A 26,902-nucleotide genomic window follows, 5' to 3' on the forward strand; every position below is an offset into this window, starting at 1 on the left:
TCGCCCTCATTTCTAATAGAGTTTATAAGAGGTGCATGGCAGCTTCCGCTTCATCCCATGGCACTTTATAGCCTTGGCCTTTGGCGCAAAAAATGGATGTAGAAGTATAGGCAGGATCGGCTTCTTTATTGTACTGAATCTGTTGAATGATCTCTTCTTCATTATGGCAGAAATCGTAGCCTCCGAATAGTAGATTTAAACTTCCTTTGCCGTGGGTGAACGATGCAAATTCTGTGCTGTAATTCATAAAAGTGGCGACAGGAACGGTGCCTTCGATAAAAACTTTGCCCTCTGCAGTGTGCGGCGCTTCAAACTTTCCATGGGCTTGCTGGATATCGGAAAGCACTTTGCCCATAAAATCGATGCTTGTGCTTATTTTAAAGCGGTACATCGGTTCTAAAAGGCGGTTTTGGGCTTTCTCGAGTCCTTGCCGAAGTGCACGGTAAGCGGCCTCCCGGAAGTCTCCGCCGGAAGTATGTTCTTTGTGGCCGCGGCCAGTCAGCAAGGTGATCTGCACATCCGTCAACGGCGACCCGGTCAATAAACCATGATGGTCCCGTTCGCTTAAATGATGGAGGACCAAGTTCTGGTTGCCTGTGGATAAGTCATCCGCATGGCAAAGGTTGGTCAAGGCCACGCCGCTTCCGCGTTCCGCAGCTTCGATTTTCAGATGGACTTCTGCATAATGGCGCAAAGGTTCAAAATGGCCATAGCCGGTAACTGTGTCCGTAATCGTTTCTTTATATAAAATTTCCGGATTGCCAAACGCTACAGTGAAACCGAAGCGGTCTTTGATGATTTGTTCTAGCACTTCCAATTGGATCACCCCCATCACATGGATATGGAGTTCCTGGAAATGCTCATCCCAGTTGATTTGAAGCGAGGGATCTTCAGCATCGAGCAATTGGAACGCCTTCAATCCTTCTTTTATCGAAATGGAATCTTCAAAAAGCACTTTCGATTTCAAGGCGGAAATCGTTTCAGAAGAAGGGGAATTGATCAAAGCTCCTAACCCGTCGCCGATTCGGGTTTCACTTAAACCGGTTGCGGCAATCAATTGGCCAGCGTGTGCCATTTCGGAGGGCTGGAATTTAGCTCCGTTGTAAACCCGGAGCTGCGTCGCTTTTTCAATCTTCCTTGAATCAGGTTCCCCGTATTCGATTTCATCGCGTACGCGCAAAGTGCCGCTCAGTACTTTAAAAAAGGTCAGGCGAGTGCCATTAGATTCGTGGCGAATTTTATAGACTTTTGCAGAAAATGGTTGTTCATCATCATAGGAAGTTGCCGTTAACGCATCCAGTTTTTCGAAAAACGGCAGAACGCCAATATCTTTTAGCGCCGATCCGCTGCCGCAGAGGAAAATCCGGCGATCGTGGATCATGGCGATTAAGGTTTGCCGCCATAAATGCGCATCGTAGCCCGACTCCATATAATGCTCCAACAAATCTTCATCTCGTTCTGCGATGAATTCAATCAATTCCTCGGAAAGCTCTTCCTCTTGGAATTCCTCGGTTATATCGAAAATATCAGGCGTCAATTCTTGTTTCATTTCTTGTAAAACCGTTTTCGGGTCTGCGCCTTCACGGTCGGTTTTATTGAGAAAAAAGAAGACCGGCACTTTGTATTTATCCAACAGGCGCCAAACAGTTTCCGTATGGCCTTCGATGCCATCAGCCGCATTCACCAGCACAATGGCATAATCCATGACTTGGATGGCCCGTTCCATCTCCGGTGAAAAATCGACATGGCCAGGGGTATCGATTAAATAATAAGTCGAATCACCATGCTGAAATAGGGCTTGGTCGGCAAAAATGGTGATGCCCCGATTTTTTTCGATTTCGTGGCTGTCGAGAAACGTATCTTGATGATCGACGCGCCCACGCTGCCGAATGCTATGTGTATGAAAGAGCAGCTGTTCTGAAAATGTGGTTTTTCCAGAATCAACATGCGCCAAAATCCCAATTGTTTTGTACATCTTGCACCTCTTTATGTTCAGCTTCTTAAAACAAGTGTAGCAGAAAGAGGAGAAAATAAAAAAAACCCGAAGGAAGCGGTTAGGCTTTCCTTCGGGCATTCTTAGCATTCTGATAGCAGTTGATGCCGAAAACAATCGCATTGGCACAAGAATTCTGGTAGCTTTCGGACTTCAATAACTCCAGTTCAATCCGATTGGTCATAAACCCGCATTCAATCAAAACAGCTGGCATATTTGTATCGCGAAGAACAGCGAAATCAGCTTTTTTCACTCCGCGATCCGGGCGTCCGGTTGCAAGAACTAAAGCGGTCTGGAGGGAGGCGGCCAATGTTTTGGCAGCTGCGGAAGGATTCGTATACGTAAAGCACTCAATTCCGCAACTCGGATTGAAAGTAGAGCCGTATGCATTGGCATGAATGGAGATGAACAATTCCACTTTTAGCCGGTTAGCTAAATTTGTTCTTTCATGCAACGGGACATCTGCATCTTTTTGGTGGCTGAAGAGGACCAAATGGCCATCTAACCCCAATCGTTTTTTGACCGCATCCGCAACAGCAGAATTAAAATGGAATTCCCGCAGCCTGCCGTCCGGAGAGCGCTTGCCTGGCGTCTCTGGACCATGTCCAGCATCAAGCATTATTTTCATTTTTTCTCCTCCTTTCCTGTATATATAGAAGGAGGTGGACAGAAAGGAGACATCAAAAACTTCAATTTCATTGTTTCCATGTTAAAATAGGAGCAAACCGCTTGAAAGAAGAAAGAACTTTGAAAAAGTTCTTTGTTTCTGAGTGTAAAAGGAATGAGGGTAAAGATGGGACAAGTTACAACAAAACAAGTAATGGAAACATTTGATTTAAAATTGATCAGCGGACAAGAAGGATTGGGCCGTCATATCCCGATTAGCGATATTTCCCGTCCAGGACTTGAAATGGCGGGTTACTTTACGCATTATCCGGCCAACCGGATGCAATTGCTCGGCAAGACAGAATTGTCATTTTTCGCTTTACTAGAAGCGGATGAACGCCGAAATCGCATGATGAAGCTTTGTACGGAAGAAACGCCGGCAATCATTGTATCCCACGGTATGGATGTGCCAGCGGAATTAGTGGATGCCTCGAGCAAAACGCATGTACCGGTTCTCAGCACGCAAATGCCAACCACGCGTTTTTCCAGTTTGTTGACGAATTATTTGGAAAGCCAGCTGGCGCCAACGACAGCTGTCCATGGTGTGTTAGTCGATATTTACGGTGTAGGTGTCTTGATCACGGGCAAAAGCGGCGTCGGGAAGAGTGAGACTGCGCTCGAACTTGTGAAAAAAGGGCATCGCTTAGTGGCAGATGATTGCGTAGAAATCCACCAGGAAGGTGAGAATACTTTGGTCGGCCATCCACCCAAATTGATTGAGCATTTGCTTGAAATACGAGGCGTCGGCATCATTGATATCATGACACTTTTCGGCGCAAGTGCCGTCCGGATGTTCAAACGGATTTCATTGGTCATTGATTTGGAAATTTGGGACCAAGAAAAAACTTACGACCGGTTAGGATTGGAAGAAGAGAAGATGAGAATCATTGATACGGACTTAACGAAATTAACGATTCCTGTCCGGCCAGGACGAAACTTATCTGTTATCATCGAAGTGGCCGCTATGAATTACCGCTTGAAGCGCATGGGCGTCAACGCAGCGGAAGAGTTTTCAAAACGTCTGGACGACGTCATTGCGCAAGATACAAACTAAGTGGACGGGAAGGTGCAAGTCATGTATTCGTTTTTAGCTGCAATCGATCCGATCGCGTTTTCACTCGGTCCGATCGATGTCCGTTGGTACGGTGTCATCATCGCTACGGGCATAGTCATTGCATTTTTAGTAGGGCAGCGTGAAATGGTCAAACGGGGGCTGCATCCGGATTTTTTGACGGATCTCTTAATTTGGGCGGTGCCGCTGGCCATTGTAGGGGCACGAATTTACTACGTCACGTTCCAGTGGGAGCATTATAAAGACCATCCCGCTGATATCATCGCCATATGGAATGGTGGAATTGCGATTCACGGGGCCTTGATTGCTTCGGTCATCGTTGCTTATATTTTTACGAAACGCCGCAATACCTCATTTTTGAAAGTGGCGGATATTTTAGCGCCAAGCATCCTGATCGGCCAGGCAGTTGGCCGGTGGGGGAATTTCATCAACCAGGAAGCACACGGCGGAGAGGTTTCCCGAAACTTCCTGGAAAATTTGTTCTTGCCCGACTGGATCATTAACCAAATGTACATAGACGGATCGTATTACCATCCGACTTTCCTATACGAATCGTTATGGAGCCTTATTGGCATTATCATTTTATTGTTGCTGCGGCGGGTCAACCTGGTCCGCGGCGAAATGTTCTTCTTCTATGCCATCTGGTATTCAGTTGGCCGTTTCGTCATAGAAGGAATGCGTACAGACAGCCTATATGTCATCGGAGAACTTCGTGCGGCGCAAGTCGTGTCGATTCTTGCGATTTTGATCAGTGCTGTGTTCATCATTTACCGGAGAGTGAGCTTGAAAAATCCTCCCCGCTATTTGGATAAATAATAGAGAAAGAAGCGATGGAATGTCTACTTTGAAAAATGGATTAAAAGCAGGCCTTAAGACGACATGGACATTAGGAAAAGTGATTTTCCCGATTACCTTAATCGTGACCATGCTCCAGTTCACGCCTGTTTTGCCTTTTATAATTGATTTAGTTGCGCCGCTCATGGGATTGTTCGGGCTTAGCGGGGATGCCGCCATTCCATTGGTTCTCGGAAACACCTTAAACCTTTATGCCGGAATTGCCGGAATCTTGTCTTTGGAGTTGACCGTCAAAGAAGTCTTCATCCTCGCGGTCATGCTGTCATTTTCACATAATATCTTTATTGAAACCGGCGTCGCGTTGAAAGTTGGCGTCAAGCTTTGGGTCGTTTTAGTTGTCCGCTTTGGACTCGCGGCTCTCTCGGGAATCATCATCAACTTGGTGTGGAAAGGCGGCGGGGAAATTGCCCAGTACGGTTTTGCACCGGAAGCGGCAGCAGATCCGCAGAGTTGGATGGGCATTTTCCTTTTAGGCCTTGAAAAAGCGACATTCGGCGTTTTGCAATTAGCGATGATTGTCATTCCGCTTATGCTTATGATCCAAATATTGAAAGACAAAGGCTATTTGCAGCGCATTTCAGATGGTATGGGTCCATTAACCCGCCTGCTGGGAATTAAGAAAAATGCTTCTCTCACTTTAGCGTCAGGCTTGATTTTCGGATTGGCGATGGGGGCAGGAGTGATGATCCAAGCCGTCCAGGAAGACGGAGTCAGCAAAAAAGATGCGACCTTGGCTTTTATTTTCTTAGTGGCCTGCCATGCCATCGTAGAAGATACGCTGATCTTTATTCCGCTTGGCATCCCGATTTGGCCCTTGTTCTTGATCCGGCTGATCACGGCACTTGTTTTGACGATTTTCGTTTCGTATGTCTGGCGGAAATCAGAAGCTAACCGGAAGGAAGTGTATTCGACATGACGAAAGAAATCAATACGCTGCTGTTCGATTTTGACGGCACGCTGCTGGATACAAATGAATTGATCATCCAGACTTTTATCGCAGTTCTTGGAGAGCATTTCCCAGGGCGCTATGAAAGGGAGGACATTCTGCATTTTATCGGTCCGTCGCTTGAACAGACTTTCGAATCGATTGATGCGGAGCGTGCTATTGAGTTGACAACACAATACCGGGCGATCAATAAACAATTGCATGACGAACTTATCACGGAATACGACGGCGTCACGGAAACGCTGCGCCTATTGAAAGCGCGTGGCATAAAAATGGCGATCGTGTCGACGAAAAGAAGTGCGAATATTAAACGCGGCTTGGCATTGATGGGCATTGATGAAGTGTTTGAACACATCATCAGCTTAGACGAAGTCAAAAATCCGAAGCCGGATCCGGAGCCGATTTTATTGGCCTTGGAAAAGCTCGGAGCTTCAAAAGAAGAAGCATTGATGATCGGCGATAATTACCACGACATCGAAGGCGGCAAAAATGCAGGAGTCCGGACAGCGGGAGTCGCTTGGTCCATCAAAGGGGAAGCCTTTTTAGCGAGCTACGAACCGGATTTCATGCTGCAGCACATTAGCGATTTGCTGGAATTGACGAAAGAAGCGGTCCAATGAGAAAGACAGAGCGCCATTTTGTCACCGGTCCCAATTCACTTTGGCATATCTACAAAACGGTTCCGTTCTGGAAAGTTGCAAAGAATTTTGCGGTGATTCAAACGGCTCGCTATACCCCGTTTTTGCCCATGAAAAATTGGCTCTATAAAACGTTTCTCGGCATGGAAATCGGTAAGCAATCTTCATTCGCTTTGATGGTGATGCTCGATGTGATGTTTCCGGAGAAAATTAAAGTCGGGAAAAACTCGGTGATCGGCTACAATACCACGATTCTCGCCCATGAATATTTGATCGAAGAATACCGGCTCGGGGAAGTGGTGATTGGGGACCGGGTCATGATCGGCGCAAATAGCACCATTTTACCCGGCATCACCATTGGTGACGGCGCCATCGTTTCCGCTGCCACATTGGTCCATAAGGATGTTCCCGCGGGCGCTTTTGTCGGCGGCAATCCGATGCAAATCATTTATACAGCTGAACAAATGGCGGAACGCCAATTAGAAAGCGCTGCTGAACAAGCAGCAAGAGAAAGCCTGTGAAGAAAAACAACCCTTTTCTTCACGGGCTTTTTTCTAATTCCTTGACGGTTGATAGATAGATAAGTTAAAATTAAAAAATACTTCACCACTCTAACTAACTAAAGTAAAATAACCAAATATAGGAAGTGAATTCAATGACGATCCAAATGTTCGAAAAACCGCTCGGCATGCGGGATGATTTCCCTTTCATCGCAAAAAAGAAAGCTGAATTGCGCTCCAAAGGGACATCGATCATGGAAAAAGCAGGCTATGATTTGCTGCAGACGCCGACGCTTGAATATTACGAAACGATCGGGAAAATCAGCGCAATCGCTGATAACGCCCTCTTTAAATTGCTGGACAGCCAAGGCGAAACATTAGTGCTGCGTCCGGATATGACTTCGCCGATTGCACGTGTTGCCGCTTCAAAACTTTTAAAAGAGAAAATGCCGGTTCGGCTCGCTTATTACTCGAATGTATTTCGGGCACAAAAACGCGAAGGGGGACGTCCAGCGGAATTTGAACAGATGGGCGTTGAATTGATCGGAGATGATTCTCTTTATGCGGATGCGGAAGTGATCATTCTAGCTTCTTCAATTCTGAAAGAACTGAAAGTGGAATCGGTTCGGATTGTCATTGGGCATACCCAATTGCTGCAGTTGATCCTAAAGGATTTCGGTTTATCGGATGAACAAATCGATTTGGTCCGGGAAGCACTGGTTTCCAAAAACAGTGTAGGCTTTGAACAGCTGGCTTTATCTTTGCCCATCAAAGTAGAAGCGTTAGAAAGTTTTAATCGATTGATCACGACTTCGACATTGGCAGAATGGAAGCAATGGATCGACCCTTCAAATACGGAGCAAAATGAATTATATGAAGAAATGCTGAAATTGCATAAAATTATGGGCCGCAATGGCCTGGTGGATTCGGTTACATTCGATTTAACTTTCATTAGCCATATGACCTATTACACGGGGCTCGTTTTTGAGTTCTACGGAGCAGGAAGCGGATTCCCGCTCGGCAACGGAGGGCGCTACGATGGATTGATGAAGCAATTCAATCTTCAAGTCGGCGCGACAGGTTTTGGCTTACGGGTTGATCGGCTATTGGAAGCTATGGCCCCAAACCGTGAAAAAGAATTGCAGACGCTTGTTTTATTCACAGAAGAGACGGAGCAGGAAGCACATGAATTGGCGCAGAAGCTCCGGTCAGAAGGACAGCGGACGACTTTGCAATACGCTCCAGCGGTTCAAGCATTAGATGAATTTACGGCATTGTTCAGCGATGTCAGACGATTGGACGGTGGTACGAATGGTTGAATTGACGATTGCGATGCCAAAAGGACGGATTTTCGAAGAAGCTTATGAGTTATTGGTGAAAGCGGGCTATGATTTGCCGAAAGAACTGGATGATTCCCGCAAGTTGATCGTGGAAGCGCCAAATGAACGTTTCCGCTTTATCCTGGCAAAACCGATGGATGTACCGGTATACGTTGAGCACGGAGTTGCGGACGTCGGCATAGCCGGTAAAGACGTGATGCTTGAGCATGACCGCTCTGTCCACGAATTGCTGGATCTTGGCATCAGCAGCTGCTATATCGCTACAGCGGGATTGCCGAATACAACCATGAACGAAGTGACGCCGCGCATCGCGACAAAATATCCGGAAGTGGCTTCCCGTTTTTACCGCAGCAAAGGCGAACAAGTGGAAATCATCGAATTGAACGGTTCGATTGAATTGGCGCCGATGATCGGGCTAGCGGACCGGATTGTCGATATCGTTTCGACAGGAAAGACTTTAAAAGAAAATGGCTTAGTGGAGTACGAAAAAATTGTCGATATCACTTCAAGATTAATCGCGAATCCTGTGAGCTACCGGTTGAAGCAGCAGCGCATCTCGGAAATGGTTGAAAAGCTGAGAAAGCAGGCGCTAAAATGAGACAAACGAAATTAGCAGCCGGCATTTCCCTCAGAAGAAACGTCGCGGAAGGAAACGCGGCGCAAGTGGCGGCCGTCAAGGAAATCATCCAAAATGTCCGTTCGAACGGAGATCAGGCATTGCGTGAGTATACAGCAAAATGGGACGGCGTTGAACTTGGCAGCATTCGCGTTGAGCAATCTGAAATCGATGAGGCAGCATCCCGTTTTGATCCGCAATTGCTGGAAGATTTAAAAGAAGCGGCAGCGAATATCCGGAGTTACCATGAAAGCCAAAAGCAGGAAGGCTATAAAAATGAGAAACCGGATGGTTCTTATGTAGCGCAGCGGGTATCTGCGATTGGCTCGGCTGGACTTTATGTTCCCGGCGGCACAGCCGCTTACCCATCTTCGGTATTGATGAACGTCATTCCTGCCCAAGTGGCAGGAGTGCGGCGCATCGTGTTAACGTCGCCTCCAGGAAAAGACGGGGCTTTATCTGACGGAGTTTTAGCAGCTGCCCATATTCTAGGGATTACGGAAGTTTATAAAGTGGGCGGAGCGCAAGCGATTGCCGCACTCGCTTATGGAACGGAAACGATTCAAGCAGTGGATAAAATAACGGGGCCGGGCAATGTATTTGTGGCGCTCGCTAAACGCGAAGTAAACGGCGATGTGGCCATCGATATGATCGCGGGACCAAGTGAAATCGCGGTTGTTGCAGACGACACGGCGTATGCCGATGAAGTGGCAGCGGATTTATTGTCCCAGGCAGAGCATGATCCGCTGGCGAGTGCCGTTTTGTTGACAGCAAGCGAACAATTGGCCGACGCGGTTTCAAAAGAAATAGACCGCCAACTGGAAACTTTGCCGCGGCATTCCATTGCTGCACAAGCCATCCAGGATTACGGCATGATTTATATCGGCGAATCGATGGATGAATTGATCAAGGCAGCCAATGAACTGGCTCCGGAACACCTGGAAATTATTGCGGCCGATGCAGAAGCGGCAGCAGACAAAATAGAAAATGCCGGTGCCATTTTTATTGGCCGCTATTCTTCGGAGCCGGTCGGCGATTATTTTGCCGGCACGAACCACGTGTTGCCGACAAACAGCACTGCCCGTTTTTCAAGCGCATTGTCGGTCTATGATTTCATTAAACGGACAAGTGTCATCTATTACAGCGAACTGGCATGGCAAGAGAACGAAGCGAAGATTGCGAGGCTCGCGCGTCTAGAAGGGCTGGAAGGCCACGCACGGGCAGTAGAATCGCGTTCATGGGAAAAGGGGAATTGATGATGAGAAAAGCGGAATTGAAACGGGATACGAATGAAACCAAAATCGCGGTGGCGTTTTCGTTAGACGGTGAAGGAAAAGCCGATATCCAGACAGGCGTCCCGTTTATGGACCATATGCTTGATTTATTTATCAAGCACGGATTGTTCGACGGCGATATCAAAGCAAATGGCGATACGCATATTGACGATCACCACACGACAGAAGATATCGGCATTGTACTTGGCCAGGCAGTCAAAGAAGCATTGGGCGATAAAAAAGGGATTCGACGCTACGGCAACGCGTTTGTCCCAATGGATGATGCGCTTGCTCAAGTGGTCATCGATTGTTCAAACCGCCCGCACCTCGAAATGAGAGGCGAGATTCCAAATGCGAAAGTCGGGACATTTGATACGGAATTGGTGCAGGAGTTCTTATGGAAATTTGCGCTTGAATCACGCATGAACGTTCACGTCATCATCCACTACGGCAAAAACACACACCACATCATCGAAGCGGTTTTCAAAGCGTTGGCGCGTGCGCTCGACGAAGCGACAAGCATCGATCCAAGGGTGAAAGGCGTGCCTTCGACAAAGGGGCTGTTGACATGATCATCGGCATTATCGATTACGGCATGGGCAATCTCTTCAGTGTGGAACAAGCGCTGAAGAAATTGGATTGCACCGTCATTCTCTCAGATGATCCCGAAATCCTCAAAGAGGCGGAAGGAATTTTGCTCCCGGGCGTCGGAGCTTTTCCGGACGCGATGGAATTATTGAATGAGAAAGGCTTGTCTTCTTTTATCCGGTCGTTGCCGGAACGGAAAATTCCGCTTCTCGGCATCTGCCTAGGGATGCAATTATTGTATGAAGACAGTTCAGAAGTAAAATCGGCAAAAGGGCTCGGCTTATTAAAAGGGCAAATCCGCCGTTTTGAAAAAGGCACACACCGGATCCCGCACATGGGATGGAACCGTCTGGAATTTGCTCGGATGCCTTATTGGCTGGATGATCTGCAAATCGATACGCATGTTTATTTTGTGCATTCTTTCTTAGCGGTTGATACCGATGGACAAGAAGTGTTCGGCACAGCAAGCTACGGAGAAGTTCAAGTGCCGGGAGTCGTCGGCTCAGGATTGATTACCGGAATGCAGTTCCACCCGGAAAAATCCGGTGATTTCGGCCACTATTTATTGGAGCAATGGATTGCAAATGTCAGGAGGAATCTCGATGAGCAAGTTTCAAATCTACCCCGCAATTGATTTGCGCGGAGGCAAATGTGTGCGCCTTTTCCAAGGGGATTATGCACAGGAAACGGTTTACGGCGATTCGCCGGTGGAAATGGCGAAGCAATTCGCAGCATCAGGAGCGGAATGGATTCATATGGTGGATTTGGACGGCGCGAAAGACGGTGTCCGCATCAATGATCAAATGGTGATCGAAGCGGCGAAATTGCCCGTCAAGGTCCAAATTGGCGGCGGCATCCGGACGCGTGAAGACATTGAACATTATTTATCGAACGGGGTCAGCCGGGTCATTATCGGAAGTTTGGCCATCCGCAATCCTGAACTCGCAGTTTCGTTCATAGAAGAATTTGGCGCAGAGAAAATCGTTATCGGAATCGATGCAAAAGACGGCATGGCGGCGACCGAAGGCTGGATTGAAACGTCGAGCCAATCGGCAACAGATGTAGCCAATTTTTTTGCTTCCAAAGGCGCGAAGCATTTTATCTATACGGACATCGCAACGGATGGTACGCTGCAAGGCCCGAATATCGGTGCCAATAAAAAATTGGTGTCGGCTGGCCGGGCGGAAGTGATCGTTTCTGGCGGCATCGGTACACTGGATGACATCCGCAGCGTCAAGAAAGCGGCAGCAGGCAGTCCGATTGCCGGCGTCATCATCGGAAAAGCGTTGTATGAAAAACGCTTTACCCTTGAGGAGGCGCTGTCATGCTGACAAAACGCATTATTCCTTGCCTGGACGTAAAAGAAGGGCGTGTCGTAAAAGGCGTCAGTTTCGTGTCGCTTCGGGATGCCGGAGATCCGGTTGAACTGGCCCGTTTCTACGATAAGCAAGGGGCGGATGAATTGGTGTTTCTTGATATCTCCGCTTCGCACGAAGGCAAAGAGACAATGGTTGAAGTCGTTAAAACCGTCGCGACCGAATTGTCGATTCCATTTACCGTGGGCGGCGGCATCCGGACGCTTGAAGACATTAAGCGGATGCTGCGGGCAGGAGCGGATAAAGTGTCGTTGAACACGGCTGCCTTAGATCGGCCGGAGCTAATCAAAGAAGGCGCCGATTATTTCGGTTCCCAGTGCATCGTGGTAGCGATAGATGCCAAGAAAAACGGCAATAGCTGGGACGTCTATACCCACGGTGGGCGCAATAAAACCGACTGGGACGCCGTGGAATGGGCGAAACGGAGCATCGAACTTGGCGCTGGTGAATTGCTGCTCACGAGCATGGATAAAGACGGACAGAAAGACGGGTTTGACTTGGAGATGATCCAAGCAGTCCGGGAAGCGGTAGAAGTTCCTGTCATTGCGAGCGGCGGTGCAGGAAACCGCGAACATTTTGCCGAAGTCTTTGAAAAAGTGGACGCAGATGCGGCGCTTGCTGCTTCGATTTTCCACTATAAAGAAACCAGTATCGCTGAAGTAAAAGATTATTTAAAAACAATGGGAGTGAATGTCCGATGAGCAAAATCCAATACGATGAAAACGGGCTGATTCCCGTGATTATTCAAAATGCTGAAACAAAAGAAGTGTTGACATTAGCGTATGCCAATGAAGAAGCGGTCAACAAAACCATCAAACTAGGCGAAACTTGGCTGTATTCGAGAAGCCGCAAGGAACTGTGGAACAAAGGGGCAACGAGCGGCAATACGCAGCAAGTAACAGCTGTCCGCTTGGATTGCGACGGCGATGCGTTGATTTATGAAGTGATTCCAAACGGTCCTGCGTGCCACACAGGCGAAAACAGTTGCTTCAATGAAACGATTTCGGGAACACCGAATCCGTCGAAAGCGGATATGTTCAAGGAATTGACCGAATTGATCAGGACCCGTGAACAGGAAATGCCGGAAGGGGCTTATACGACTTACCTCTTTAGCGAAGGCGTAGATAAAATCTGCAAGAAAGTCGGAGAAGAAGCGGCGGAAGTCATCATTGCCGCTAAAAACCGGGATCCGCAGGAATTATCCATGGAAACCGCTGATTTGTTCTACCACGTATTGGTTCTTCTTCAAGAACAAAAAGTGGATTTAGAACAAGTGATTGCGGTGCTTCAAGAGCGGCATGCAGTAAAAACTTCAAGTAAATAACAGGGAAATATGCTATAATGACAGCATATTTAAGTGAAGGAGCGATGACTATCGTTCCTTTTACTTTTGCGGAGGCATATTTTGGAGAATAAAAAACAGCAAACCTATAAGAATGTCCTGTCGTTTATTCCGACAGGCGAATACTATTTTAAAAAAGGGCTAAAAGAGTTACAGAAAGAACATTATCCGAAAGCGCATAAATACTTGCAGCGGGCAACCGAATTAAGCCCAGAATCGGCAAGCATTTGGACACAATTCGGCATCGTCCTTATGGAAATGCAGGAATTTGAACAAGCGATGGAAGCGCTGCGGACAGCACATGATCTCGATCCGCTTCAAGCTGAAGTCTTCTTTTTCCTGGCAGAAGTCCATGCGCACATGGGCATGTTCATGGAAGCGCGAAATTATGCCAAGAAGTATACAGAAAGTATGCCTCAAGGCGAATACATCGCAGAGGCGCTCGAAATCATCGATTTTGCTGAACAGGAAGACTGGCAGCTTTTTGATGATGAAGGGGAAGCGCAAGACAGCGAAGATTTCTACCAGCAGGAAAAAGCGCGGCGCCTCATGGAACAAGGGGATTTTGCGAAGGCGATCACACTCCTTGAAAATCTGATTGAGGAAAAGCCGGATTTCTGGGGAGCCCATAACAACTTGGCTTTGGCTTATTTCTATATCGGCGAAACGGAAATGGCAAAAGCGCTATTGCATGATGTGTTAAGACGCAATACCGGCAATCTTCATGCTTTGTGCAATCTTGCGGTTTTCCATTACTACGAGAAAAACGACGAACTTGAGGATGTCTTGGCGCTTTTGAAAAAGATCCAGCCTTATGTTTTTGAACATCGCTATAAACTGGGCGCCACTTTTGCGCTTGTCGGCAAATACAAAGAGGCTTATCGCTGGCTTAGAAGCCTTCAAAAGCGGGGATTTGATGGAGATCCGGCTTTTTATTTCTGGTTGTCGCATGCGGCTTACCATTCTGGCCATGAAGATATTGCGAGACAGGCATGGAAGCAATTGACGAAAATGGATCCCGGAAAAGACGGCTATGAACCGTGGTACGAAAATGAGAAAATACCCCATGAAGATGCATTGGAGCATAACCGCGATTATTTGATCGGCAAGCTTGACCATGAGCATCGAAGCGAGCGATTATTCGGCTTGTTCCTGCTCGGGAAATCGTCCCATAAACAAGAAATCATTTCGCATCCGAAATGGCTGAAAGCGGAACAGCCGACAGTTCTTGAAACGTATTTGCTCGGCTACGCGCTCGGCCATTCCTTTAACGAGTCGGTGCCTGAAGAAAAAGCGTTTTTGCGTGCGATGGAAGCGACTGAAATTCTATATGCAGAAGAAAATATGGTTACGGAGAAAGGCTCCTATGCTTTTCAAATGTGGTTCATGCTAGTGGAAAAAGCATTTGACCGTGGCTATGAATTCAAAAATCCGCGGGCGCTTGCAGCGGCAGTGGATTATATGATCAAGTCATCGAGAGACCATTCCATTACGAAAAAAGGGATTGCCGCGCGTTTCGGTGTATCGGCCGCCACATTGACGAAGTACGTCAATCAATTGATCCATTATTTGCCGATTTTCGAGTCCTAGGCAAAAACCTTGCTGTAACAGAAAATATCTTATACGATTTACTTATTGAGACCGAGGAGGGCCTATTATGACTGAAACAACGAATATCTATGACGTGATTATTATCGGAGCCGGACCAGCAGGCATGACCGCTGCTGTTTACACTTCAAGAGCCAATCTTTCAACATTGATGCTTGAACGTGGAATTCCGGGCGGACAAATGGCCAACACAGAAGAAATCGAAAACTATCCAGGCTTTGATCATATCCTAGGGCCGGATCTTTCCAACAAAATGTTCGAACATGCGAAAAAATTTGGCGCAGAATATGCGTATGGTGATGTAAAAGAAATCGTCGACGGCGAAGAGTACAAAACGATCAAAGCGGGCTCGAAAGAATACAAAGCACGTGCGATCATCATTACGACCGGAGCCGAATACAAAAAAATGGGCATCCCAGGCGAAAACGAACTGGGCGGACGCGGAGTCAGCTATTGTGCAGTTTGTGACGGGGCGTTCTTTAAACAAAAAAATCTGGTCGTAGTGGGTGGAGGAGACTCTGCAGTTGAAGAAGGCGTCTACTTGACGCGCTTTGCTGACAAAGTGACAATTGTTCACCGCCGCGATGAACTAAGAGCCCAAAAGATCCTTCAAGACCGTGCATTTGCCAATGACAAAATTGATTTTATCTGGAGCCATACGGTGAAAGAGATCAATGATGAAAACGGCAAAGTCGGAAGTGTGACTCTTGTGTCGACAAAAGACGGAGCAGAGCAGGAATTTAAAGCAGACGGCGTATTCATCTATATCGGTATGCTTCCATTGACTAAACCATTCGCTGAATTAGGCATTCTAAATGATGAAGGCTATATCGTGACGAATGAAAAAATGGAGACTTCCGTACCAGGAATCTACGCTGCAGGGGACGTACGCGAGAAAATGCTTCGCCAAGTGGTTACAGCAACTGGCGACGGAAGCATCGCTGCCCAAGCCGCTCAGCATTATATTGAAGAATTGCTTGAAAAAACGGGTATTAAAGCATAATTTAACGCGTTCTTAACGCCTTTGTAACATGGTTGACATGAAGAGGTGGTATAGTAAGGATAGTAAATTGACCCCCTTTTTATAAAGTAATTTGACAGGCCGTTTTCCGGAAATTCCGGGAGGCGGCCTCTTTTTGTTTGTCTTGCATGTATTAAATCCAAATTGGCGTTTCTACTTTTCTTTTATCCAGTTCCAGCGCCCAGCCTCTCGAGGTCGCTTCGGACTTACTGCAAATGGAATCTACTTTTCTTTCTTTGCATGACACGCCAGGATAGTTGTATAATGGAGAGAGTTTACAAAGATACGGAGTGTCGAATGTGCAGAGAATTGCGAATTTATTAGTGGTCCGTGATGGACAAGTACTGTTATTAAGAAAACCTCGGCGCAATTGGTATGTCGCTCCGGGCGGTAAAATGGAATCAGGCGAGTCGATTTACGAAGCAGGAATCCGGGAATTCACAGAAGAAACCGGGGCAAAACCTGTTGGAACGCATTTAAAAGGCGTTTACACCATGATGATTTATGAGAATGATCAAGTAGTCGATGAATGGATGCTTTATACATTCATCGCGAGAGATTTAGAAGGCCAGTTATTTGAAGAAACACGAGAAGGATTGCTTGAATGGCATCCGGTCGAGAGTTTGGCGTTTTTGCCGATGGCAGAAGGGGACCGCAGTAACCTGCTTTTTGCGGTAAACGAGCCAGGCATGCAATACGGAACTTTCCATTACACATCTGAGTTTGAATTGATCAAGGAAAGTTTACAAACATCGGTCGAAGAGGAGAATCCCCAAAATGGATAAACATGTAGACGAGACGGAGTTAATCATTATTACCGGCATGTCTGGAGCCGGCAAAACGGTCGCCATCCAAAGCTTTGAGGATCTCGGATTTTTCACGATTGATAATTTGCCGCCGGCGCTTTTGCTGACGTTCATTCAATTGATGAGAGATTCCGGAAAATCGATGAAGAGAGTCGCAGCTGTTATGGATCTTCGGGGAGGAGACTTTTTCGATAGCCTTGTAGATGCGATCGACAATATTTCAAAAGAGCCGAAAGTTTCGACGACCTTGCTGTTCCTGGACGCTGACAATCAAACGCTAGTGAGCCGCTATAAAGAGTCAAGACGTTCACATCCCTTATCTCCAGGAGGCTTAGTGCTCGGCGGGATCAAAAAAGAGCGCGATATGCTGATGGACCTTCAAGGAAGAGCCAAATACATCTACAATACTTCCACTATGACCCCACGGCAATTAAAAGAAAAAATTGTTGGCGATTTTGCTTCAACTTCAAGCAATGTCTTTACCGTTAACGTGATGTCATTTGGATTCAAACACGGCATGCCGATTGATGCCGATTTAGTGTTTGATATCCGTTTTCTGCCGAATCCCTATTATATAGAAGAATTAAAACCGTTATCGGGCTTGGATGCTCCAGTTTCTGATTATGTTCTTCAATGGACAGAAACGCAGACCTTGATCGAAAAGCTGACCGATCTGTTTGAATTCATGATTCCTCAGTACAAAAATGAAGGAAAAGCACAGCTTGTGATCGCTTTTGGCTGCACGGGCGGACAACATCGATCCGTTACGTTTGCCGAATACTACGGAAAACTGCTGGCAGAAGAAAACAAAACCATTATTACGCATCGCGATGTCAAAACAAGAAAGGGCTGAGTACATGACAGGTGCTTTACGCCGTAAGCGTGTTGTCATTATAGGTGGGGGCACGGGGCTTTCCACCTTGTTAAGAGGGTTAAAGAAATTCCCGCTCGATTTAACGGCCATCGTCACGGTAGCCGATGACGGTGGAAGCTCAGGACGCTTGCGCAACGATTTGGACATTCCGCCGCCTGGCGACATCCGGAATGTCATGGCGGCTTTGTCTGACGCAGAACCGCTCGTTGCTGAAATGTTTCAGTACCGTTTTAAACAGTCACTTGACTTAGATGGGCATTCATTAGGAAATCTGATGCTTGCTGCATTAACTGAAATCACAGGAGATTTCTCCCATGCGGTGCGTGAAATGAGCCGGGTTCTGAATGTCAACGGAACCGTATTGCCGGCTGCCAACCAATTGGTCACGCTTCATGCTGAATTTGAAGATGGCACCATTGTCAGCGGAGAATCCAAAATTCCAGCTTATTTACAGCCCATTAAACGGGTTTTTTTAGAACCGAATGATGTGAAAACCTTGCCGGATACCATCGCAGCTATCAACAAAGCCGATGTGATCGTGGTCGGACCGGGTTCGCTGTATACAAGCATTTTGCCGAACCTGCTCGTGAAAGACATCAAGAAAGCCTTAATGGCATCCCAAGCGAAAAAAATCTATATTTGCAACTTGATGACGCAAGCGGGCGAAACCTACCACTATACAGCTTCAGACCATGTCCAAGCCTTGTATGACCATGTAGGAGAAGATTTTTTAGATGCTATCCTTGTCGGGAAAATCCAATTTCCGCCGTCGGTAGTGGAGCGCTATAAGAAAGAACGGGCTTGGCCAGTAGAATATGACGAAGAACATCTGCGGAAAATGGGGCTTGAAGTCTACAAAGAAGAAATCACGAACATCTTTGGAGAAGCCGTACGCCATGAACCGATGAAAGTTGCAGAATGGTTATTTGGATATGCCGGTGGCCTTGCTAAAGAAGATTCAAAGCATCTTTACTTTTAATGCTTTGAAGAGGGGGGACTAGGTTTGTCTTTTGCATCGGAAACAAAAAAAGAAATGACTCAAATAGAGGTCGATGATTGCTGTGGAAAAGCGGAATTATCCGCATTGATCCGGATGAATGGGACTTTGTCTTTTTCAAATCGGCAATTGAGCCTGGACATACAGACTGAAAACGCGGCTATCGCCCGCCGGATTTATACCTTGTTGAAAAGATTTTACAAAGTTTATCCGGTTGAATTGCTGGTCCGCAAAAAAATGCGTTTGAAAAAGAACAATGTTTACATTTGCCGCCTCCGCGAAGGAGCGAAAATGATTCTGGAAGATTTAGCGATCATCTCGGAAGGTTTCCAGTTCCATCATGATATTGACAAAAAATTAATTGAGAAGAATTGCTGCAAACGTTCTTATTTAAGAGGCGCTTTTTTAGCTGGAGGATCGGTCAACAATCCCGAAACTTCTTCTTATCATTTGGAAATCTACTCGTCTTATAAAGACCATGCTGATTCCTTGGTGGAGCTTATGAACGAATTCCATTTGAACAGCAAAACCATTGAGCGAAAAAAAGGCTTCATCACGTATTTGAAAGAAGCTGAAAAGATTGCAGATTTTCTCAGCCTGACCGGCGCACATTCAGCTTTGCTGAAATTCGAAGATGTCCGGATCATCCGTGACATGCGAAACAGCGTAAATCGCCTGGTCAACTGCGAAACAGCCAATCTGAACAAAACCATTGATGCTGCATTGCGGCAAGTTGAAAATATCCGTTTTATCGACAATATGATCGGCATCGACCAGCTGCCTGAACGGCTCCGGGAAATTGCGCGCTTGCGCGTTGAATACCAGGATGTTACCTTGAAGGAACTAGGGGAAATGGTATCGACCGGAAATGTCAGTAAATCGGGCGTTAATCATCGTCTGCGCAAAATCGATGAAATTGCTGAATCGCTGAGAAAAGGAGAAATGATCGGCCGGTAGCACCGTCCGTTCTTTCATATAATTTTTTAAAGAGTCTAGTCAGTTTTAGAGGAGGATCAGCATGGTTGAAAAACAAGTGGAAGTTCAATTGAAATCCGGTTTGCAAGCAAGACAAGCAGCTTTGTTTGTTCAGGAAGCAAATCGCTACAGTTCAGATGTGTATCTTGAAAAAGATGATAAAAAAGTAAATGCGAAAAGCATCATGGGCATCATGAGTTTAGCAATCAGCAAAGGCACGACAGTGAAAATTTCGGCTGATGGCAATGATGAGCAAAATGCAGTGGAGTCATTAGCAGGCTTAATTGAAAAAGAAGGATAATGAAAAAAGCTTGCAGCCGGTATCGGCTGCAAGCTTTTATTCGTTTAACGCTTATTTGTCTTCCAACATTTTGTTGCGCGTGATGATTTGGTCAACGAGGCCGTATTCAAGCGCGCGTTCAGCAGTCATGAAGTTATCGCGGTCCGTATCTTTTGAAATCACTTCGAGGGGCTGTCCAGTACGTTCAGCTAAAATTTGGTTCAATTTTTCGCGAAGGTGCAAGATGCGTTTTGCAGCGATTTCAATTTCAGTTGCTTGTCCTTGAGCACCGCCAAGTGGCTGGTGAATCATGACTTCAGCGTTCGGAAGCGCATAGCGTTTGCCTTTTGTTCCAGCTGCAAGCAAGAAAGCGCCCATCGAAGCCGCCATACCGATGCAAACTGTTTGAACATCCGGTTTGATGAATTGCATAACATCGTAGATCGCCATACCGGCAGTAATGCTTCCGCCTGGGCTGTTGATGTAGATGGAAATATCTTTTTCTGGATCTTCCGCTTCAAGGAATAGAAGTTGAGCGACGATTGAGTTTGCAACGTTATCATCGATTCCGCTTCCCAACATGATGACGCGGTCTTTCAAAAGGCGAGAGTAAATGTCATATGCACGTTCGCCTCTGCTTGTTTGTTCAATTACTGTAGGAATTAAGTTCATCGAAAAGTTCCTCCTCATAATAGATAGTATCTAGCTATGCTGAAAAATTCATTTCAGCTGTATTAATATCATACACATCTTGGTCAATGAAGGTCAAATCTAACGAATTGCAAAAATCAACTTGAAATGTTTTTTTGTTATGGTTATAATAGAAAAGTCGTTAACGACCATTTGCCCTCGTAGTGTAATGGATCACACGCAAGATTCCGGTTCTTGAAATGGGGGTTCGATTCCCTCCGAGGGTATCCGTTGCCGCTCGTCCCACTTATTATTGTGGGACGAGCGGCTTTTTCTATTTCCTGAATGAATGCAAGGGCTAGTCCAGCAGAGAATTTCGAGGAGCCTCAATAAAGATGTTCGCCAAACAAGTTACTTAAATATATTATGGGTGAATAGTATAATAGCTTCACTTGAGAATTTAAAATGAGAAGAGGGAAAGCGATGATTACTTTATACACCCGTCCAAATTGTGAACTATGCGAAGAAGCGAAATTGATGTTGGAGCTTGTCAAAGAAGACTTTCCGCTAGAGTACCGAGAAGTCGATATTGAAAGCGACGAACAGCTGCATGAAAAATATATGGTGATGATTCCGGTTCTTGAAAAAGAAGGCGAGCTCCTTATTTACGGAAGAATCGGCTACGTTGAACTATTGGAAGCGTTAGAATTTTAACGCTTCTTTTTATTTGCATTTTTTTAATGGGTTCGGTAGAATGTAACTAGTGGGACAGAAAAATATTGAGTGGGACGAAAATTGTCCAGCTTGAAATGGAGTGAATCAATGGATCCATTAACGGAAGCGAAGAAAAAGCTGATGCCGGAAATGACCGATCTCCTAAAAAAACGTTATCAAATTCTTCAAACCATCCAAATGGAAGAGCCGATTGGCAGGCGTACGCTAAGTGAACTTGCGGGAATGACAGAACGCGACATCCGGAAAGAAACGGATCTTCTGCGAAGCCAGCAATTAATAGAAGCGAAAACTGCCGGTATGGCGATATCGCCGCAAGGATTGGAAGTGCTGGAGGCATTAAAAGAATTCATGCGTGAAATGTCCGGCTTATCCAATATGGAAAAGCAGCTAAAAGTAATTTTAGGGATTTCACAAGTACTGATATTGCCCCAGGATAGCGACGATATTCCAGCAGTTAAAACAAAAATCGGCAAAGAGGCCGCAAGGCTACTAGAAATGAAGTTCCCACTTCATAAAAAAATTGCAGTGACTGGCGGCAGTACGATGGCTGCAATCTCAAAAGAGATATCTTTCGAAAAGCGGGATCGTTCGCTGCAATTCATTGCAGCACGAGGCGGCCTTGGGGAAGACGTACTTCATCAGGCAAATACCATAGCTTCTCTTTTTGCGGAGAAGACAGGCGGAGCGGTCAAAACGCTTTACTTGCCGGACCATCTCAGCGCAGAAGCTTATGAAATGATGATGCGTGAACCGGTCATCAAAGAAATGATGGAGTTGTATGATGAGACGGACGTCGTAGTGCATGGAATCGGCAATGCCGAGGAAATTGCGCTGCATCGGAAATCATCGCCGGAAGAAGTGGAAATGATCCGAAGCGGCGGAGCGGTCAGCGAAGCATTTGGCTATTACTTCGACAATGAAGGAAATGTTGTTTATCGCATCCGAACTGCGGGAATCCAAATGGAACAGGTCCAAAAAGCGAAAGCCATCTTGGCTGTTGCGGGAGGACGATCAAAAGCGAAAGCGATTCTTTCTTATTTCAACATTGCACCGAGACAAACCGTGCTTATAACTGATGAAGGTGCAGCACGGAAAATAATCGAATTAACTACAAAACAGGAGGAATTTTAAATGACTTTAAAATTAGCGATTAACGGATTTGGACGTATTGGACGTATTGTATTCCGCCAAGCATTGGCAAACAAAGAAGTGGAAGTTGTTGCAGTAAACGATTTAACAGATGCTAAAATGTTGGCACACTTGCTTAAATACGATTCAATCCACGGCACATTGGATGCAGAAATTTCATCTGAAGGCAACGACTTGATCGTAAACGGCAAGAAAATCCATGTTTACTCTGAAAAAGATCCAGCGAACTTGCCATGGGCAGAGAACAACATCGATATCGTCATCGAATCTACTGGATTCTTTACAAATGCTGACGATGCGAAAAAACACATCCAAGCAGGCGCTAAAAAAGTTATCGTTTCAGCTCCAGGCAAAAACATGAAGACGCTTGTAATGGGCGTTAACCATGAAAGCTACAACCCGCAGGAAGACGATGTGATTTCAAACGCTTCTTGTACAACAAACGGCTTAGCTGGAATTTCTAAAATCTTGAACGACAAATTCGGCATCAAAAAAGCGATGATGACAACAATCCACTCGTACACAAACGACCAGATTTTGTTGGATTCTCCGCATAAAGACTACCGCCGTGCACGTTCTGCAGCAGAATCGATGATTCCGACAACTACAGGCGCTGCAGTAGCCGTAACAAAAGTATTGCCGGAACTTGAAGGCAAATTAGACGGAATGGCAATCCGCGTTCCAACTCCAAACGTTTCATTGATCGATTTAGTGGCTGAGTTGGAAACAGACGTAACAGTAGAAGACGTTAACAACGCGTTAAAAGAAGCAATCGACAAAGACGAAAATGCGTTCTTGAGCTACAGCGAACTTCCACTAGTTTCACGCGACTACAACGGAGTAACAGCTTCGTCTACTGTCGACCTATTATCTACAATGGAACTTGGCGGCAACATGGTAAAAGTTCTTGCATGGTATGACAACGAATCAGGCTATTCTGCTCGATGCATCGACATCGCGTTGCACATGTACAAAACAGGGCTGTAATCCCAAAATCATAGCTTAATTTCCGATGAACCTCTATAATGAAAGAGGGTAAAAGGGGTGGGGATTTACCCCACCCCTTCTTTTTATTTAAACGAACGGGAGGTAATTTCATGTTGAAGAAGATGACCATGAAAGACGTGGACTTAAAGGGGAAACGTGTATTTTGCCGAGTAGATTTCAACGTACCAATGTCTGAAGGAAAAGTAACAGACGACACACGCATCCGTGCAGCATTGCCGACCATCAAATATTTAGTGGAGAACGGGGCGAAAGTGATACTGGCGAGCCATTTAGGCAGACCAAAAGGCCAAGTGAGCGAAGACTTGAGACTGGCTCCTGCCGGTGCAAGACTGGCCGAATTATTACATAAAGAAGTAAAGAGCCTCGATGAGTCGATTGGGGAAAAGGTTGAACAGGCAATAGCAGCTATGGAAGAAGGCGACATTGTCCTATTAGAAAATGTACGCTTCCATCCGGGAGAAGAAAAAAATGATCCGGAACTAGCGAAAGCTTTCGCTGGCTTAGCGGATGTCTTTGTAAATGATGCATTTGGAGCAGCGCACCGAGCACATGCGACAACTGCGGGCATTGCCGAGCATCTTCCAGCGGTATCCGGTTTGCTGTTAGAAAAGGAACTGGATGTGTTAGGGAAAGCATTGTCTGAACCTGACCGCCCATTCACTGCCATCATCGGCGGTGCAAAAGTAAAAGACAAAATCGGCGTTATCGACCACCTGCTGGACAAAGTCGATAATCTGATTATCGGCGGGGGCTTATCTTATACATTCATCAAAGCGCAAGGCTATGAAATCGGAACTTCTCTATTAGAAGAAGATAAAATCGATTTGGCACTTTCTTTCATTAAAAAAGCGGAAGAAAAAGGCGTGAAAATGTATCTTCCAGTTGATGTCGTGACGACAAAGGAATTTTCAAATGACGGCGAAACGAAAGTAGCGAGCATCAAAGAAATCCCAAGCGACTGGATGGGGCTGGACATTGGACCGGAAACAGTGGAACTCTACGCTGATGTGATCAAGAACTCGAAATTGGTCATCTGGAACGGACCTATGGGCGTTTTTGAGATGAGTTCTTTCGAAAACGGCACGAAATCAGTAGCGCAAGCGATGGCTGAAACAGATGCCTACACGATTATCGGCGGCGGTGATTCAGCAGCGGCAGTAGAGCAATTCCATGTAGCTGATAAAATGGACCATATTTCAACAGGCGGCGGTGCATCTCTTGAATTCATGGAAGGCAAGGATCTTCCAGGAGTCAGCGCACTGACGGACAAATAAATAATAAAATTAACAATGTTTAAGAAAACGGATAAGAGGAGTGGATTTCTTTGAGAAAACCGATTATTGCAGGTAACTGGAAAATGTACAAAACATTTTCAGAAGCTAAACAATTCATCGAAGAAGTAAAAGGATTGGCACCGGATGCGGATAAAGTCGATTCAATCATCTGTGCACCGTCCCTATTCCTTCAACCATTAGTACAGGCAACTGAAGGCAGTACGCTTCAAATCGGCGCGCAAACAATGCATGATGCAAAAGAAGGCGCATATACAGGTGAAGTGAGTCCGGTTCAATTGAAAGACATCGGCATCAATTATGTCATCCTTGGACATTCAGAACGCCGCCAGTATTTCAATGAAAGCGACGTTTCGGTCAATAAAAAAGTAAAAGCAGCATATGAACACGGCATTACGCCAATCATGTGCGTAGGTGAAACATTAGAGCAGCGTGAAAGCGGCGCAACAGCTTCTATCGTTGAAAACCAAGTAGCAGCTGGTGTTGCTGGATTGGCTGAAGAGCAAATCAATCAATTAGTCATTGCCTATGAGCCAATTTGGGCGATTGGAACTGGTAAAACAGCAACTGCAGAAGATGCGAATGAAGTTTGCGGCGTAATCCGTAAGAAAATTGCGGACCTTTACAGCCAAGAAGCTGCCGATCAAGTCCGTATCCAATACGGCGGCAGTGTAAAACCAGCGAATATTGAAGAATTGTTAGGCATGGAGCACATCGACGGCGCATTGGTCGGCGGTGCAAGTTTAGAGGCAGATTCTTTTGTCAAATTACTAGAGGCGGGATTGCATGCGTAATACAGAAAATCCAGTAGCACTTATCATTTTAGATGGTTTCGGCTGCCGCCAAGAAACATTCGGCAATGCAGTCGCTCAAGCAAAAAAACCTAATTTTGATAAACTATGGGAAACATATCCACATAATCTTTTAACGGCATCTGGAGAAGCTGTCGGCCTTCCAGATGGCCAAATGGGCAACTCGGAAGTCGGGCATTTGAATATTGGTGCAGGGCGCATCGTTTACCAAAACTTGACCCGCATCCATAAATCGATCCGCGACGGCGATTTCTATCAAAATCCTGCTTTTTTAGAAGCAGTAGCGAATGTAAAAGCGAAAGGCACAGCGCTTCACCTGATGGGCTTATTATCAGATGGCGGCGTCCATAGCCATTATGAGCATTTGTTTGCACTTTTAAAACTGGCGAAACAGCAAGGATTGACGGAAGTCTATGTGCACGGTTTCTTAGACGGCCGCGACGTCGGTCCACAAACTGCACTCGGCTATATTGAAAAAACAGAAGAAAAGATGGCGGAAATCGGCATTGGCCGGTTTGCATCCATCAGCGGACGCTATTACGCGATGGACCGCGACAAACGTTGGGACCGTGCGGAAACAGCTTACCGCGTCTTGGTTGATGGTGTGGGCCTTACTGCATCATCAGCAACAGAAGGGTTAGTCGAATCGTATGACCAAGGCGTCATGGACGAATTCGTTGTGCCATATGCAATCGTCGATGAAGGCGAACCGGTAGCAACCATCAAATCGGATGATTCGATCATCTTTTTCAACTTCCGTCCTGACCGGGCAATCCAGTTGACTTCCGCTTTGATTACGGAAGATTTCAATAGCTTCCCGTTAAGCGTTAATCAACCGAAGAACCTGACTTTTGTGTCTTTCACTTCATATAGTGATCTTCTGCCAACGCGCATCGCTTTTGAAACGATGAACTTGGAAAATACAATAGGTGAAGTGATTTCGGCAAATGGATTGACGCAGCTGCGCATTGCAGAAACAGAGAAATATCCGCATGTCACGTTCTTTATGAGCGGCGGCCGCGAAAATGTTTTCCCTGGCGAAGATCGTATTTTAGTCGATTCACCGAAAGTAGCGACTTATGACCTTCAGCCGGAAATGAGCGCTTACGAAGTGACTGAGAAATTGGTCGCTCAAATCGAAGCGGATGCACACGATGCCATCATCTTGAACTTTGCAAATCCCGATATGGTCGGCCATAGCGGAATGATCGAACCGACGATCAAAGCAATTGAAACAGTTGATGAATGTTTAGGCAAAATCATCGATGCTTTGCATGCAAAAGGCGGCTCGGCCATCATTACAGCGGACCACGGAAACGCGGATGAAGTCGTGACGGTAGAAGGCTTGCCAATGACGGCGCATACGACAAACCAAGTGCCGGTCATCGTAACGAAACCAGGTGCAGAATTGCGAAATGACGGCATCCTGGCTGATTTGGCGCCAACTGTATTAAAACTATTGAACATTGAACAACCGAAAGAAATGACAGGAAGACCATTATTCTAAAC

The 26,902-nt window shown here is 46.1% G+C and carries 29 protein-coding genes and 1 tRNA gene; 27 read left to right on the top strand and 3 right to left on the bottom strand.

The genetic code is table 11. The annotated features are described in order from the left end of the window. Window positions 1-22: 22 nt before the first annotated feature. Both AC2EXB_RS05810 and AC2EXB_RS05815 read right to left on the bottom strand, forming a co-directional pair. The gene (locus AC2EXB_RS05810; protein ID WP_483604067.1) at window positions 23-1,975 is read right to left on the bottom strand and encodes a GTP-binding protein; all 1,953 of its coding nucleotides are present in this window, start codon (window positions 1,973-1,975) and stop codon (window positions 23-25) included. Between the two features lie 79 nt (window positions 1,976-2,054). Beyond that, on the bottom strand, window positions 2,055-2,621 hold the full coding sequence (locus AC2EXB_RS05815) for an N-acetylmuramoyl-L-alanine amidase (RefSeq protein WP_483604068.1): 567 nt from the start codon (window positions 2,619-2,621) through the stop codon (window positions 2,055-2,057). Window positions 2,622-2,786: 165 nt separating this feature from the next. Here AC2EXB_RS05815 and hprK point away from each other — a divergent pair, with 165 nt between their 5' ends. From hprK to AC2EXB_RS05915, 20 genes are all read left to right on the top strand, one after another. After that, complete coding sequence (hprK, locus tag AC2EXB_RS05820) at window positions 2,787-3,713, top strand: HPr(Ser) kinase/phosphatase (protein ID WP_235198680.1); 927 nt, start codon at window positions 2,787-2,789, stop codon at window positions 3,711-3,713. A 21-nt stretch (window positions 3,714-3,734) separates the two neighbouring features. Next, window positions 3,735-4,547 (top strand): prolipoprotein diacylglyceryl transferase, encoded by an 813-nt coding sequence (lgt, locus tag AC2EXB_RS05825; RefSeq protein ID WP_483604069.1) that lies wholly within the window; start codon window positions 3,735-3,737, stop codon window positions 4,545-4,547. Window positions 4,548-4,566: 19 nt separating this feature from the next. Next, a complete protein-coding gene (locus tag AC2EXB_RS05830) occupies window positions 4,567-5,502 on the top strand; it encodes a nucleoside recognition domain-containing protein (RefSeq protein ID WP_483604070.1) in 936 nt (311 codons plus the stop codon). Continuing rightward, window positions 5,499-6,152 carry a pyrophosphatase PpaX gene (gene ppaX / locus AC2EXB_RS05835; protein WP_483604071.1) on the top strand — a complete coding sequence of 218 codons (654 nt, stop codon included), beginning with the start codon at window positions 5,499-5,501 and terminating at the stop codon, window positions 6,150-6,152. The genes AC2EXB_RS05830 and ppaX overlap by 4 nt, the downstream gene beginning before the upstream one ends. Beyond that, window positions 6,149-6,691, top strand: coding sequence for an acyltransferase (locus AC2EXB_RS05840; RefSeq protein ID WP_483604072.1), 543 nt, complete (start codon window positions 6,149-6,151; stop codon window positions 6,689-6,691). Before ppaX ends, AC2EXB_RS05840 begins: the two co-directional genes overlap by 4 nt. A gap of 134 nt (window positions 6,692-6,825) precedes the next feature. Continuing rightward, entirely contained in the window at window positions 6,826-7,989 is a 1,164-nt protein-coding gene (hisZ, locus tag AC2EXB_RS05845; protein WP_483604073.1) for an ATP phosphoribosyltransferase regulatory subunit, read from the top strand. Continuing rightward, window positions 7,982-8,608 (top strand): ATP phosphoribosyltransferase, encoded by a 627-nt coding sequence (hisG, locus tag AC2EXB_RS05850; protein ID WP_483604074.1) that lies wholly within the window; start codon window positions 7,982-7,984, stop codon window positions 8,606-8,608. The genes hisZ and hisG overlap by 8 nt, the downstream gene beginning before the upstream one ends. Then, window positions 8,605-9,882 (top strand): histidinol dehydrogenase, encoded by a 1,278-nt coding sequence (hisD, locus tag AC2EXB_RS05855; RefSeq protein ID WP_483604075.1) that lies wholly within the window; start codon window positions 8,605-8,607, stop codon window positions 9,880-9,882. Before hisG ends, hisD begins: the two co-directional genes overlap by 4 nt. 2 nt (window positions 9,883-9,884) lie before the next feature. Next, on the top strand, window positions 9,885-10,472 hold the full coding sequence (gene hisB / locus AC2EXB_RS05860; RefSeq protein ID WP_483604076.1) for an imidazoleglycerol-phosphate dehydratase HisB: 588 nt from the start codon (window positions 9,885-9,887) through the stop codon (window positions 10,470-10,472). Further along, window positions 10,469-11,122, top strand: coding sequence for an imidazole glycerol phosphate synthase subunit HisH (gene hisH / locus AC2EXB_RS05865; protein WP_483604077.1), 654 nt, complete (start codon window positions 10,469-10,471; stop codon window positions 11,120-11,122). The genes hisB and hisH overlap by 4 nt, the downstream gene beginning before the upstream one ends. Beyond that, window positions 11,091-11,819 carry a 1-(5-phosphoribosyl)-5-[(5-phosphoribosylamino)methylideneamino]imidazole-4-carboxamide isomerase gene (gene hisA, locus AC2EXB_RS05870; protein ID WP_483604078.1) on the top strand — a complete coding sequence of 243 codons (729 nt, stop codon included), beginning with the start codon at window positions 11,091-11,093 and terminating at the stop codon, window positions 11,817-11,819. Before hisH ends, hisA begins: the two co-directional genes overlap by 32 nt. Then, the gene (hisF, locus tag AC2EXB_RS05875) at window positions 11,813-12,565 is read left to right on the top strand and encodes an imidazole glycerol phosphate synthase subunit HisF (protein WP_483604079.1); all 753 of its coding nucleotides are present in this window, start codon (window positions 11,813-11,815) and stop codon (window positions 12,563-12,565) included. The genes hisA and hisF overlap by 7 nt, the downstream gene beginning before the upstream one ends. Further along, window positions 12,562-13,188 (top strand): bifunctional phosphoribosyl-AMP cyclohydrolase/phosphoribosyl-ATP diphosphatase HisIE, encoded by a 627-nt coding sequence (hisIE, locus tag AC2EXB_RS05880; protein ID WP_483604080.1) that lies wholly within the window; start codon window positions 12,562-12,564, stop codon window positions 13,186-13,188. Before hisF ends, hisIE begins: the two co-directional genes overlap by 4 nt. Before the next feature lie 81 nt (window positions 13,189-13,269). Beyond that, window positions 13,270-14,796 (top strand): tetratricopeptide repeat protein, encoded by a 1,527-nt coding sequence (locus AC2EXB_RS05885; RefSeq protein ID WP_483604081.1) that lies wholly within the window; start codon window positions 13,270-13,272, stop codon window positions 14,794-14,796. Between the two features lie 67 nt (window positions 14,797-14,863). Beyond that, window positions 14,864-15,817, top strand: a complete 954-nt coding sequence (gene trxB, locus AC2EXB_RS05890; protein WP_483604082.1) for a thioredoxin-disulfide reductase — start codon at window positions 14,864-14,866, stop codon at window positions 15,815-15,817. 317 nt (window positions 15,818-16,134) lie between these two features. Continuing rightward, entirely contained in the window at window positions 16,135-16,620 is a 486-nt protein-coding gene (locus AC2EXB_RS05895) for an NUDIX hydrolase (RefSeq protein ID WP_235198690.1), read from the top strand. Further along, entirely contained in the window at window positions 16,613-17,494 is an 882-nt protein-coding gene (rapZ, locus tag AC2EXB_RS05900; RefSeq protein WP_235198691.1) for an RNase adapter RapZ, read from the top strand. The genes AC2EXB_RS05895 and rapZ overlap by 8 nt, the downstream gene beginning before the upstream one ends. Before the next feature lie 4 nt (window positions 17,495-17,498). Then, window positions 17,499-18,494 carry a gluconeogenesis factor YvcK family protein gene (locus AC2EXB_RS05905; RefSeq protein ID WP_483604083.1) on the top strand — a complete coding sequence of 332 codons (996 nt, stop codon included), beginning with the start codon at window positions 17,499-17,501 and terminating at the stop codon, window positions 18,492-18,494. A gap of 24 nt (window positions 18,495-18,518) precedes the next feature. Then, window positions 18,519-19,469 (top strand): DNA-binding protein WhiA, encoded by a 951-nt coding sequence (gene whiA, locus AC2EXB_RS05910; protein ID WP_235198692.1) that lies wholly within the window; start codon window positions 18,519-18,521, stop codon window positions 19,467-19,469. A 61-nt stretch (window positions 19,470-19,530) separates the two neighbouring features. Further along, window positions 19,531-19,788: an HPr family phosphocarrier protein gene (locus AC2EXB_RS05915; protein WP_235198693.1), complete on the top strand. Its 258-nt coding sequence runs from the start codon at window positions 19,531-19,533 to the stop codon at window positions 19,786-19,788. 51 nt (window positions 19,789-19,839) lie between these two features. Here the strand turns inward: AC2EXB_RS05915 and clpP are convergent, their stop codons facing one another. Next, window positions 19,840-20,439, bottom strand: a complete 600-nt coding sequence (clpP, locus tag AC2EXB_RS05920) for an ATP-dependent Clp endopeptidase proteolytic subunit ClpP (RefSeq protein WP_483604084.1) — start codon at window positions 20,437-20,439, stop codon at window positions 19,840-19,842. Between the two features lie 173 nt (window positions 20,440-20,612). On the opposite strand from clpP, the gene AC2EXB_RS05925 reads away from it, so the two are divergent. The 7 genes from AC2EXB_RS05925 (at window position 20,613) to gpmI (ending at window position 26,900) form a co-directional block, all read left to right on the top strand. After that, a tRNA-Arg gene (locus tag AC2EXB_RS05925) sits at window positions 20,613-20,684 on the top strand. A 196-nt stretch (window positions 20,685-20,880) separates the two neighbouring features. Beyond that, window positions 20,881-21,111 (top strand): glutaredoxin family protein, encoded by a 231-nt coding sequence (locus tag AC2EXB_RS05930; RefSeq protein WP_483604085.1) that lies wholly within the window; start codon window positions 20,881-20,883, stop codon window positions 21,109-21,111. A 108-nt stretch (window positions 21,112-21,219) separates the two neighbouring features. Next, window positions 21,220-22,263: a sugar-binding transcriptional regulator gene (locus tag AC2EXB_RS05935; protein ID WP_483604086.1), complete on the top strand. Its 1,044-nt coding sequence runs from the start codon at window positions 21,220-21,222 to the stop codon at window positions 22,261-22,263. Next, the gene (gap, locus tag AC2EXB_RS05940; RefSeq protein ID WP_483604087.1) at window positions 22,264-23,268 is read left to right on the top strand and encodes a type I glyceraldehyde-3-phosphate dehydrogenase; all 1,005 of its coding nucleotides are present in this window, start codon (window positions 22,264-22,266) and stop codon (window positions 23,266-23,268) included. 113 nt (window positions 23,269-23,381) lie between these two features. Continuing rightward, window positions 23,382-24,563: a phosphoglycerate kinase gene (locus tag AC2EXB_RS05945; protein WP_483604724.1), complete on the top strand. Its 1,182-nt coding sequence runs from the start codon at window positions 23,382-23,384 to the stop codon at window positions 24,561-24,563. Window positions 24,564-24,613: 50 nt separating this feature from the next. Continuing rightward, complete coding sequence (gene tpiA / locus AC2EXB_RS05950; RefSeq protein WP_251479851.1) at window positions 24,614-25,375, top strand: triose-phosphate isomerase; 762 nt, start codon at window positions 24,614-24,616, stop codon at window positions 25,373-25,375. Further along, entirely contained in the window at window positions 25,368-26,900 is a 1,533-nt protein-coding gene (gene gpmI, locus AC2EXB_RS05955) for a 2,3-bisphosphoglycerate-independent phosphoglycerate mutase (RefSeq protein WP_483604088.1), read from the top strand. Before tpiA ends, gpmI begins: the two co-directional genes overlap by 8 nt. The last annotated feature ends 2 nt before the right edge of the window (window positions 26,901-26,902 follow it).

The sequence above is a fragment of the Planococcus alkaliphilus genome, assembly GCF_057031095.1.

Excerpts from the sequence above, each read along its gene's own strand:
- AC2EXB_RS05810 (WP_483604067.1), bottom strand. The coding sequence starts at position 1,975 with ATGTACAAAACAATTGGGATTTTGGCGCATGTTGATTCTGGAAAAACC.
- AC2EXB_RS05815 (WP_483604068.1), bottom strand. The coding sequence starts at position 2,621 with ATGAAAATAATGCTTGATGCTGGACATGGTCCAGAGACGCCAGGCAAG.
- hprK (WP_235198680.1), top strand. The coding sequence starts at position 2,787 with ATGGGACAAGTTACAACAAAACAAGTAATGGAAACATTTGATTTAAAA.
- lgt (WP_483604069.1), top strand. The coding sequence starts at position 3,735 with ATGTATTCGTTTTTAGCTGCAATCGATCCGATCGCGTTTTCACTCGGT.
- AC2EXB_RS05830 (WP_483604070.1), top strand. The coding sequence starts at position 4,567 with ATGTCTACTTTGAAAAATGGATTAAAAGCAGGCCTTAAGACGACATGG.
- ppaX (WP_483604071.1), top strand. The coding sequence starts at position 5,499 with ATGACGAAAGAAATCAATACGCTGCTGTTCGATTTTGACGGCACGCTG.
- AC2EXB_RS05840 (WP_483604072.1), top strand. The coding sequence starts at position 6,149 with ATGAGAAAGACAGAGCGCCATTTTGTCACCGGTCCCAATTCACTTTGG.
- hisZ (WP_483604073.1), top strand. The coding sequence starts at position 6,826 with ATGACGATCCAAATGTTCGAAAAACCGCTCGGCATGCGGGATGATTTC.
- hisG (WP_483604074.1), top strand. The coding sequence starts at position 7,982 with ATGGTTGAATTGACGATTGCGATGCCAAAAGGACGGATTTTCGAAGAA.
- hisD (WP_483604075.1), top strand. The coding sequence starts at position 8,605 with ATGAGACAAACGAAATTAGCAGCCGGCATTTCCCTCAGAAGAAACGTC.
- hisB (WP_483604076.1), top strand. The coding sequence starts at position 9,885 with ATGAGAAAAGCGGAATTGAAACGGGATACGAATGAAACCAAAATCGCG.
- hisH (WP_483604077.1), top strand. The coding sequence starts at position 10,469 with ATGATCATCGGCATTATCGATTACGGCATGGGCAATCTCTTCAGTGTG.
- hisA (WP_483604078.1), top strand. The coding sequence starts at position 11,091 with ATGAGCAAGTTTCAAATCTACCCCGCAATTGATTTGCGCGGAGGCAAA.
- hisF (WP_483604079.1), top strand. The coding sequence starts at position 11,813 with ATGCTGACAAAACGCATTATTCCTTGCCTGGACGTAAAAGAAGGGCGT.
- hisIE (WP_483604080.1), top strand. The coding sequence starts at position 12,562 with ATGAGCAAAATCCAATACGATGAAAACGGGCTGATTCCCGTGATTATT.
- trxB (WP_483604082.1), top strand. The coding sequence starts at position 14,864 with ATGACTGAAACAACGAATATCTATGACGTGATTATTATCGGAGCCGGA.
- rapZ (WP_235198691.1), top strand. The coding sequence starts at position 16,613 with ATGGATAAACATGTAGACGAGACGGAGTTAATCATTATTACCGGCATG.
- AC2EXB_RS05905 (WP_483604083.1), top strand. The coding sequence starts at position 17,499 with ATGACAGGTGCTTTACGCCGTAAGCGTGTTGTCATTATAGGTGGGGGC.
- AC2EXB_RS05915 (WP_235198693.1), top strand. The coding sequence starts at position 19,531 with ATGGTTGAAAAACAAGTGGAAGTTCAATTGAAATCCGGTTTGCAAGCA.
- clpP (WP_483604084.1), bottom strand. The coding sequence starts at position 20,439 with ATGAACTTAATTCCTACAGTAATTGAACAAACAAGCAGAGGCGAACGT.
- AC2EXB_RS05930 (WP_483604085.1), top strand. The coding sequence starts at position 20,881 with ATGATTACTTTATACACCCGTCCAAATTGTGAACTATGCGAAGAAGCG.
- AC2EXB_RS05935 (WP_483604086.1), top strand. The coding sequence starts at position 21,220 with ATGGATCCATTAACGGAAGCGAAGAAAAAGCTGATGCCGGAAATGACC.
- gap (WP_483604087.1), top strand. The coding sequence starts at position 22,264 with ATGACTTTAAAATTAGCGATTAACGGATTTGGACGTATTGGACGTATT.
- gpmI (WP_483604088.1), top strand. The coding sequence starts at position 25,368 with ATGCGTAATACAGAAAATCCAGTAGCACTTATCATTTTAGATGGTTTC.